Genomic DNA, 8,356 nt, shown 5'->3' on the forward strand with positions numbered 1-8,356 from the left:
GCCGTTCGTCAGATCTCCACGTCCCACGAGACGTGATCATGAACGAACAAGATCCACTTTCGCAACAGACCCTAGTGCGCTCGTCCAGCAGCTGATCCCGGACTCACGAGTGTTCGACGCCGAGAAAGTCGGCGAGACGCTCATGGACATCAAGCCAGGACTGCCCGCGACGGACAACTTCCAGCACTGGCCGCCATGGCGGACCCTCGTGGTCGAAACCGCCCGACGCATCCTCGACTACACCGGCGGAACCCTGGTGATGCCCATGACCGTCCTGGTGTCGGCGTACGGACTTCTCTCCTCAGCTGCGTACAGATGAACGTCCCCAGCTGTTGGTACGTGCTCCTGATACTGGTGCGCCATGCTGGCTCCATGACGACCAAGGGGTGGGGCATAGCGGCCGCGGCCTGGAGCGTGGTTGCCGTGCTGTTTGCGGGGACAACGGTGTGGGCCGGGGCTGGAGGGCTCGTGCGGCTGGGGCTGGCCGGAGATGAAGTCCGGGTTCGCCTTTCGCAGTGCCAGCGCGAAGGCGGAGGTCGAGGGGGAAGCTACGTCGAGTGCTCCGGTCAGCTCGTAGATGACGTGAGCACGGGCACCGTGATGGTGCGTTATGACGGCAAGCCAGGGGAAGTGGTGCCTGCCGCCAGGACGCCGTGGGGAACTCTTGAGGTAGTGGACAAGAGCTTCACGTCGTGGGGGACGGCACTTCTGTTTCCGCTGTTTCCTCTCGGGGCTGCGTCGTTGGCTGCCTACCTCGCCTTGAGATCCGGTCGCCGCAGAAGGAGGCAGCCCGCATCGAGCGCCTCGTGAGGCTTGGGGCCAGGGGCCTTATGCCACGTCCGCGTCTCGTTCGATGGCTTTGAGGCGGTTCTTGAGCCGGTAGCTGGGGCCGTTGATGGAGATCACGTCGCAGTGGTGCAGGAGCCGGTCGAGGATGGCGGTGGCCAGCACCTCGTCGCCGAACACCTGTCCCCATTCACTGAAGGTCTTGTTCGAGGTCAGGATGATCGAGCCCTTTTCGTACCGCTTTGAGATGACCTGGAAGACCAGGTTTGCTTCTCCTCGCTCGAGGATCTCGTAGCCCACCTCGTCGACCACGAGAACACCTGGCCGTAGGTAGGTGCCGAGCTTGTTGGCCAGGCGGCCGGCGGCTTCGGCGGCTTTGAGGTTGCGGACCATATCGTCGAGGCTGGTGAAGTAAACCGAGTACCCGGCCCGGCAGGCCGCGACCGCGAGAGCCACGGCGATGTGCGTCTTGCCCACTCCCGGCGGACCCAGGAGAGCCGCGTTCGCCTTGGCCTCAACGAACGAGAGGGTGGCCAGGTCCTTGACCTTGCGCGGGTCGAGGTCGGGCTGGAACGAGAAGTCGTATTCATCGAGCGTCTTGTGGTGCGGCAGCCGGGAGAGTCGCAGGCCCTGGCGGAAGCGGCGGTCGTCGCGGACGGCCAGTTCTTCGGAGAGGACCAGGTCGAGGAAGTCGAGGTAGCCCATCTTCGCCTCGTCCGCCCGGCGGGCGAACTCGTTGATGGTCTCAGCGAGGTGGGGCAGGCCGAGCTTGCCGGCCGTGGTGCGGGTGCGGTTGCCGGTCAGCTCGCTCAAGACGATTCCTTCGTCGCTCGATGGGTGGTGAAGGGACGGGTGCCGGTCAGCTCGTCATAGACCGACAACGGTCGGCGCCCGACCTCGATCCGGGTGGCCGCTGCCCTGTTCAGCGAGGCCTGCAAAGGACCGGCCTCCTCGCCCCGCGGCCGCTCCGGGCGAGGCTGGACCGGGACGTCGCCAGTGGTGGTCCGGCGGTTCTTGCCGGTGGGCAGGCCGTCCCAGTGCGAGTCATCGACGACCCGGGCACCCCGGCCGATGGCCCGGGGATGGGCGGCCAGCAGTGTGCTGCCGTGGACGTCAGCGAGGGTGGAATGCAGCACGACCTGGGATTTCGTTGCCCGGATCTCGACCAGCTGGCGAGCACGGACTCGGCGGGCCGGCACTGAGTAGAGGTTGCCGTCGAAGGCGACCAGGCAGTCCTTGCCGACGTGCCGGAGCTGCCGCTCGGCCACCAGATATGGAGTCGGGGGAAGCGGCTTGAGAGCCGCATGGTCCCTCGCCGCCCGCTCCGCGATGACCTCTCGGTGGGTCTTGTGGATCTGGGCCCGCCGCAAGGGCACCCAAGCGGTGAACGCGGCGTCCATCTCCTCGAGCGAGGAGAACGACCGGCCGGACAGAACGTGGTCGCGGACGATCAGGACCTGCCGCTCGACCCGGCCTTTGCCCTGCGGGCGGTAGGCGGCCAGCACGTCGATGTCGAAGTCGTAGTGGCCTGCGAAACCGACCGCTTCGGGATGCAGCGGGACCGCCTCACCAGGGGCGACGTGGCGGCGGACGACGGTCTTGGTCCGGTCGTAGACGATCGTCATCGGGGCCCCCCCGAAGTGTGCGAACGCCCGGCGGTGGCAGTCGAAGAAGGTCTGCAGGTCCTGGCTGGTGGTGAAACAGCAGAACGGGTCCCGCGAGTACGAGAGCGTCATGTGGAAGGAGTAGACCTTCGCGATGCCCATGTGGGCGAGGATCTTGCCCTCATCTCCCCAGTCCACCTGGGCCTGGGCGCCTGGGATCACCTCGAACCGGCGGTGCATCCCAGCCAGTTCCTTGGGCGTGATGCCGAGTTCCTCGGCGATCCTCGGCCTGGCCGTCTGGACGTAGAGCTTGACCCGCTGATAGTTGCCGGTGAAGCCGTACTCCTGGGCCAGCCGTTCGTGGATGACCGCGGCCTTCATCAGGACCTCGGCCCGTAGCATGGAATCGATCGGTGGTCCGAACTCGTCGATCACCCTCGCCCGCGACCGTCCGCTCGGCGACCGCCGTGGAGGCGTCGCCGGCCCTGGGGCCGACAGGTACTTGCGGACCGTCTTGCGGTCCAGCCCGGTCTCCCTGGCGATCTCCGACAGGCGGCGGCCGCCGCGATCGACGTGGTCATCGCCCCGGATTCCAGCAGGCTACGAAAGCGCCGGAGTTCCAGCCAACGCTGCGGATCCAAGACCACTGCCAGCCCCCTCCGTCACCCGTATCGACCAAGCAGCAGAGTGCCGAGCGGCAGGTCTCACCGCATCAGCAACTGTCCCTTTTCATTCGTACGAGGGTGGGGACGTTCACGTGTACGCCGACACCTGGTCGAGCAGTACTGGCGCGAGATCAGCTCGGGCCTTGCCCAGCACGACATTCCGGTCCGGCACTTCGTCCTACATGCCGACCAGGACACCCTCCGCGCGCGCATCGCGGGCGACACCGTTCTCGGCCCCAACTCTCCGTTCCGTCTCCAATACCTCGAGCCCTACGCCGAGGCGGCCCGCACGTGGCTGCACGCCGAGGCCGAGGTCGTCGACACCACGCACCTCACCCCCGCCCAGGCCGCCGGGCAGATCGCAGAGGCCGTCAAGAGTTGAGACCTTCCGGCGCCGACAGTAGGTGACAACCAGCCTGCCTATGTGACAACCATCGTGCTTCGGCTCAACTCCGCCCGCGAAGGCGCGATCGAGGCGGACTCGGCCGAGCTGTTCGTCAAGACTCTGCATCTGGCCGAACTGACAGCTGAGAACGTCATGACTCCACGCGTCGATGTCAAGGCGATGGAACTCCATGCGACCGCCGCCGACGCGGCGAACCTGACCCTTGCCACAGGCCTGTCCCGCTTCCCCGTCTACAAGGACACCCTCGACGAGGTCGTCGGTACCCTCCACATCCGCGACGTCCTCGCACTGGAAGAGGAGAAGCGGCCCATCACCCCCGTGACCGACCTGATGACCGAACCGCTGCTCATACCGCACTCCCTGTCCGTCGACACCCTGCTGGGCAGACTCCGCAAGGCCCGGACCATGGCCGTGATCATCGACGAGTACGGCGGCACCGCGGGTGTGGCCACCGTCGAGGACATCGTGGAAGAAGTCATCGGTGAGGTCCGCGACGAGCACGACCCGATGGAGCTCCCCGACCTCCTCCCAGCCCCCGAGCAGGACGGCCGCACCTCCTGGGAGGCAGACGGAAGCGTCCGCCTCGACCAGCTCGTGGAAATCGGCTTCACACCCCCCGAGGGTCCCTACGGGACGCTGGCCGGCCTGATCGCCACCCATCTTGAGCGGATCCCCCTGGCCGGCGACACCGCGGACGTGGACGGCTGGGAGCTCACCGTCCTCGACGTCGAACACCACCGCGCCGACCGGGTGTCGATCAACGGCCCGAAGACTGCCCCGATCTCCCAGGAGGAGGCCCGATGACCGCGATCCAGCTGCTGATCGGCGCCTTCACCCTGATCACCAACGCGTTTTTCGTCGGCGCCGAGTTCGCGCTGATCTCCGTACGCCGCAGCCAGATCGAACCGGCCGCCCTCAAGGGAAACCGTCGCGCCAAGACCACCCTGTGGGGCCTGGAACACCTCTCCGCGATGATGGCCACCGCCCAGCTCGGCATCACCGTCTCCTCCCTGGTCCTCGGCGCGGTCGCCGAACCCGCCATCGCCCACTTGCTGGAGCCCCCCTTCCACTCGATGGGCGTGCCCGAGGGCCTGATTCACCCGATCGCCTTCGTCATCGCGCTCACCTTGGCCACCTACCTGCACATGCTCATCGGCGAAATGGTGCCGAAGAACATCGCGCTCGCCGCCCCCGCACCCACCGCGCTGCTGCTGGGCCCGCCGCTGGTCGCGCTCACCCGCGCACTGCGGCCGTTCGTCTTCGGCATCAACGCCTTCGCCAACACGCTGCTGCGGCTGCTGAAGGTCGAACCCAAGGACGAGGTCGCCTCCGTCTTCACCGACGACGAACTCGCCCGCCTGGTCAAGGATTCCAGCGCCGCCGGCCTCCTCGGACCCGAGGACGGCGAACGCCTCCAGGACGCCCTCGAACTCGGCACCCGCCCCGTCGGCGAAGTCATGGTGCCCCTGGACCGGGTCATCACTGTCGGCCGCGACATCACACCCAGGGGCCTGGAGCGGACGGCGGCCGACCACGGCTTCTCCCGCCTGCCTGTCACCAGCGACGATGCGGAAATCCTCGGGTACCTGCACATCAAGGACGCCCTCAGCGCCCACGACCGCACCGCGCCCTTCCCGCGTACGGCCCTGCACCCCATCGTCAAGGTCAATATCGACACCCCTCTCGACGACACCATGACCGCCATGCGGGCCGCAGGCACCCACCTTGCAGCAGTAACAGGCAACAAGAACACCGTCATCGGATTCGTCACCATGGAGGACCTCCTCGACGAACTCGTCGGCACGGCGGTCGACGGAGGCTGACCGTCACGAAACGTGGGCCAACGAGGCACCGGGGACCGGCGGTCTGCGCAGTGGCGTGCCCACCGCCTGCGCGGCCGTCTCCGACCAACCGAGACCGCTGGCAGACCATCTACGCTGCAGACTGCCGCCCACGATCAGCGCAAGAAACTCCGGAGGCTGGCCACACCGGCCCTTTGGTCGGGTAGCCGGGTCACGTTGCCGTCCAGGTGCTTGGCCATCGTGCTGACCTGGGACTTCGACAGCTGCTGACGCTGGGGGGCTCGGCGAGCTTCTCGGCTCGCCGGGTGGACACGCCGAGGAGGCAGGCGGTGGCGACCACGGAGATGAGGGCCTGTTCGGCCCGGCGGCGGCGTTCGAGCAGCCAGTGCGGGAAGTAGCTGCCCTGCCGCAGCTTGGGACGGCGAGTTCGACGGTGCCGGCCCTGGTATCCCACCCGCGCGGGCGGTAGCCGTTGCGTTGGTTGACGCGTTCGTCGCTGACCTGCCCGTACTCGGCGTTGCAGAGGGCGTCCGCCTCCGCGGACATGAGCGCGACGGCGAACGTCTTGACCATCGCGCACCGCAGATCGGCACTCGCCGCGGCGAGGTTCTCCTCCGCGAGAGCGTCCCGCCGCGCGCCAAGGGGGGCGAAAGCCTGGCAGTGGGCGGCGGCCCCGAAGGACGGTTTCCACGTGCTTCGGCACACCTACGCCTCGATCATGTTGGAGGCCGGAGAGTCCGTCGTGACCCTGGCTCGGTGGCTCGGACACTCCTCGCCGGCGATCACCCTCGGTTACTATGCTCACTTCATGCCGGAAGCTGGCAGCAAGGGGCGCGGCACCATCGACGGTCTGCTTGGGGAGCGGGGAGACCGGCTCGCCGGCCGAAACTCCCCAGATTCTCCCCAGCGCCGTTGACCCGTGTTTCCTGCCTCTACGCTCCGGAGAAGTCGTCCATGGATTGTAAGGCTGAAGAGATGGGTGGCCTGGGAAAGTGTTGGAAGAGGTCGTAGCGACCCGCTATGTCACGCCTTTGCGTGAGGGTGGTTCGCTCCCGGGGATCGTCGAGGCCGACGATCTCGGGACGTACGTCATGAAGTTCACCGGAGCCGGCCAGGGCCGCAAGACCCTTGTCGCCGAGGTCGTCTGCGGGCAGCTGGCCCGCCGCCTCGGACTGCGGGTGCCCGAACTGGTCACCATCCAGCTGGATCCCGTCATCGGCCTCTCCGAGCCCGACCAGGAGGTCCAGGAGCTCCTCAAGGCCAGCGGCGGCCTCAACTTGGGCATGGACTACCTGCCCGGCTCGCTCGGCTTCGATCCGCTCGCCTACGAGGTCGACCCGGTGGAGGCCGGGCGGATCGTCTGGTTCGACGCGCTGATCAACAACGTGGACCGCTCCTGGCGCAACCCCAACATGCTCGTCTGGCACGGCGACGTCTGGCTCATCGACCATGGCGCCACGATGATCTGGCACCACAACTGGCGCGGCGCCGAAGCCTCCGCCGCCAAGCCCTACGACGCCTCCGACCACGTCCTCGCCCCCTTCGGGCCGGATGTCGAGGCCGCCGCCGCCGAACTCGCGCCGCGCGTCACCCGCGAGCTGCTGCGTGAGGTCGCCGCCGACGTGCCCGACGAGTGGCTCGTCGACGAACCCGGCTTCGAGACCACCGACGCGCTGCGCGACGCCTACGTCGACGCGCTGCTGCCGCGCGCCGCGACCATCCACGAACGCATCACCCTCGGTCCGCGCAGCGAGCGCAAGCCCTCCCAGGCCCCCGGCTGGCTCACCGACCACCTGGCCCCCTGGCCCCACCCCACCAAGAAGGACAGCACCACGTGAGCGACCGGGACGTCTTCGAGTACGCGCTGCTGCGCGTCGTGCCGCGTGTGGAGCGCGGCGAGTTCTTCAACGCGGGGGTCGTCGTCTACTGCCGCGCCCGGTCGTTCGTGGCCGCCCGTACCCACCTCGACGAGACCAAGCTCAGGGCCCTCGACCCCGCCGCGGACGTCACCGGTGTACGTGCCGCGCTGCACGCCGTCGAGGGCGTGTGCCGGGGCGGACCGGACGCCGGCCAGGCCGCGCGCGACGACGCCGGCCGGCGCTTCCGCTGGCTGATCGCGCCCCGCTCCACCGTGGTCCAGCCCGGCCCGGTCCACACCGGCCTCACGGCCGACCCGGAGGCCGAGGTGGAAAGGCTGCTGACTCTCCTGGTCCGCTGACCGCGGTGGCCCGTTGACACGGGGTGCCAGGGCTTCTAGCGTCTCGTCTGCCGGAAGGTACTAAGCGGTCGCTCATTTTCCGCCGCCGTACCGGATGAGCCGCATCCCAGGGATCCCAAGGGCGAGGAGAACAGCATGTCCACCACCGAGCAGCGCGTTGCCGTCGTGACCGGCGCGGCGCGGGGTATTGGCGCCGCGACCGCGGTCCGTCTCGCGGCCGAGGGCCGCGCCGTCGCCGTCCTCGACCTCGACGAGGCGGCCTGCAAGGACACCGTCGAGAAGATCACCGCGGCCGGCGGCAAGGCCCTCGCCGTCGGCTGCGACGTCTCCGACGCCGCCCAGGTGGAGGCCGCCGTCGCGCGCGTGGCCGCCGAGCTCGGCGCGCCGACGATCCTCGTCAACAACGCCGGCGTCCTCCGGGACAACCTCCTCTTCAAGATGTCCGAGGCCGACTGGGACACCGTCGTGAACGTGCACCTCAAGGGCGCGTTCCTGATGGCGAAGGCCTGCCAGAATCACATGGTCGACGCGGGCTGGGGCCGGATCGTCTCGCTCTCCTCCTCGTCCGCCCTCGGCAACCGAGGCCAGGCCAACTACTCCGCCGTCAAGGCCGGCCTCCAGGGCTTCACCAAGACCCTCGCCATCGAGCTCGGCAAGTTCGGCATCACCGCCAACGCGGTCGCCCCCGGCTTCATCGCCACCGAGATGACCGCCCAGACCGCCGCGCGCGTGGGCATGGGCTTCGAGGACTTCAAGGCCGCGGCCGCCACCCAGATCCCGGTCCAGCGGGTCGGCCACCCGGAGGACATCGCGAACGCGATCGCCTTCTTCACGGGCGACGACGCGGGCTTCGTCTCCGGCCAGGTCCTGTACGT

At 68.2% G+C, this 8,356-nt stretch carries 7 protein-coding genes and 4 pseudogenes; 8 read left to right on the plus strand and 3 right to left on the minus strand.

What is annotated here, in order from left to right:
• Nucleotides 1-64 precede the first annotated feature (64 nt).
• Nucleotides 65-289, plus strand: a pseudogene (locus tag IEZ01_RS19525) (ATP-binding protein); the annotation flags it as partial.
• A 539-nt stretch (nt 290-828) separates the two neighbouring features.
• Here IEZ01_RS19525 and istB read toward each other — a convergent pair.
• Nucleotides 829-1,599, minus strand: a complete 771-nt coding sequence (gene istB / locus IEZ01_RS19530) for an IS21-like element helper ATPase IstB (RefSeq protein WP_189202836.1) — start codon at nt 1,597-1,599, stop codon at nt 829-831.
• On the minus strand, nt 1,596-2,981 hold the full coding sequence (gene istA / locus IEZ01_RS19535) for an IS21 family transposase (protein WP_444545489.1): 1,386 nt from the start codon (nt 2,979-2,981) through the stop codon (nt 1,596-1,598). Before istA ends, istB begins: the two co-directional genes overlap by 4 nt.
• A 180-nt stretch (nt 2,982-3,161) precedes the next feature.
• On the opposite strand from istA, the pseudogene IEZ01_RS19540 reads away from it, so the two are divergent.
• The 3 genes and pseudogenes from IEZ01_RS19540 to IEZ01_RS19550 all read left to right on the plus strand — a co-directional run.
• Nucleotides 3,162-3,437, plus strand: a pseudogene (locus tag IEZ01_RS19540) (ATP-binding protein); the annotation flags it as partial.
• A 51-nt stretch (nt 3,438-3,488) separates the two neighbouring features.
• Nucleotides 3,489-4,265 (plus strand): annotated as a pseudogene (locus IEZ01_RS19545) (hemolysin family protein); the annotation flags it as partial.
• A complete protein-coding gene (locus IEZ01_RS19550) occupies nt 4,262-5,284 on the plus strand; it encodes a hemolysin family protein (RefSeq protein WP_019884570.1) in 1,023 nt (340 codons plus the stop codon). The pseudogene IEZ01_RS19545 and the gene IEZ01_RS19550, both read left to right, overlap by 4 nt.
• A gap of 191 nt (nt 5,285-5,475) precedes the next feature.
• Here the strand turns inward: IEZ01_RS19550 and IEZ01_RS19555 are convergent.
• Nucleotides 5,476-5,890 (minus strand): annotated as a pseudogene (locus tag IEZ01_RS19555) (transposase); the annotation flags it as partial.
• Between the two features lie 91 nt (nt 5,891-5,981).
• Between IEZ01_RS19555 and IEZ01_RS19560 the strand changes: the two are divergent.
• From IEZ01_RS19560 to fabG, 4 genes are all read left to right on the plus strand, one after another.
• A complete protein-coding gene (locus IEZ01_RS19560; RefSeq protein WP_373287643.1) occupies nt 5,982-6,179 on the plus strand; it encodes an integrase in 198 nt (65 codons plus the stop codon).
• Between the two features lie 76 nt (nt 6,180-6,255).
• Nucleotides 6,256-7,101 carry a HipA family kinase gene (locus IEZ01_RS19565; protein ID WP_028797274.1) on the plus strand — a complete coding sequence of 282 codons (846 nt, stop codon included), beginning with the start codon at nt 6,256-6,258 and terminating at the stop codon, nt 7,099-7,101.
• Nucleotides 7,098-7,481: a DUF3037 domain-containing protein gene (locus IEZ01_RS19570; protein ID WP_019884567.1), complete on the plus strand. Its 384-nt coding sequence runs from the start codon at nt 7,098-7,100 to the stop codon at nt 7,479-7,481. The genes IEZ01_RS19565 and IEZ01_RS19570 overlap by 4 nt, the downstream gene beginning before the upstream one ends.
• A gap of 135 nt (nt 7,482-7,616) precedes the next feature.
• Nucleotides 7,617-8,356: 3-oxoacyl-ACP reductase FabG (gene fabG / locus IEZ01_RS19575; RefSeq protein WP_189202980.1), on the plus strand; the 740-nt coding region annotated here is incomplete at its 3' end.

The sequence above is a fragment of the Streptomyces purpureus genome, from assembly GCF_014648195.1.
Taxonomy (GTDB): domain Bacteria; phylum Actinomycetota; class Actinomycetes; order Streptomycetales; family Streptomycetaceae; genus Streptomyces; species Streptomyces purpureus.

Coding starts and splice junctions, on each gene's coding strand:
- IEZ01_RS19560 (WP_373287643.1), top strand. CDS start 5,982: ATGTTGGAGGCCGGAGAGTCCGTCGTGACCCTGGCTCGGTGGCTCGGA.
- IEZ01_RS19550 (WP_019884570.1), top strand. CDS start 4,262: ATGACCGCGATCCAGCTGCTGATCGGCGCCTTCACCCTGATCACCAAC.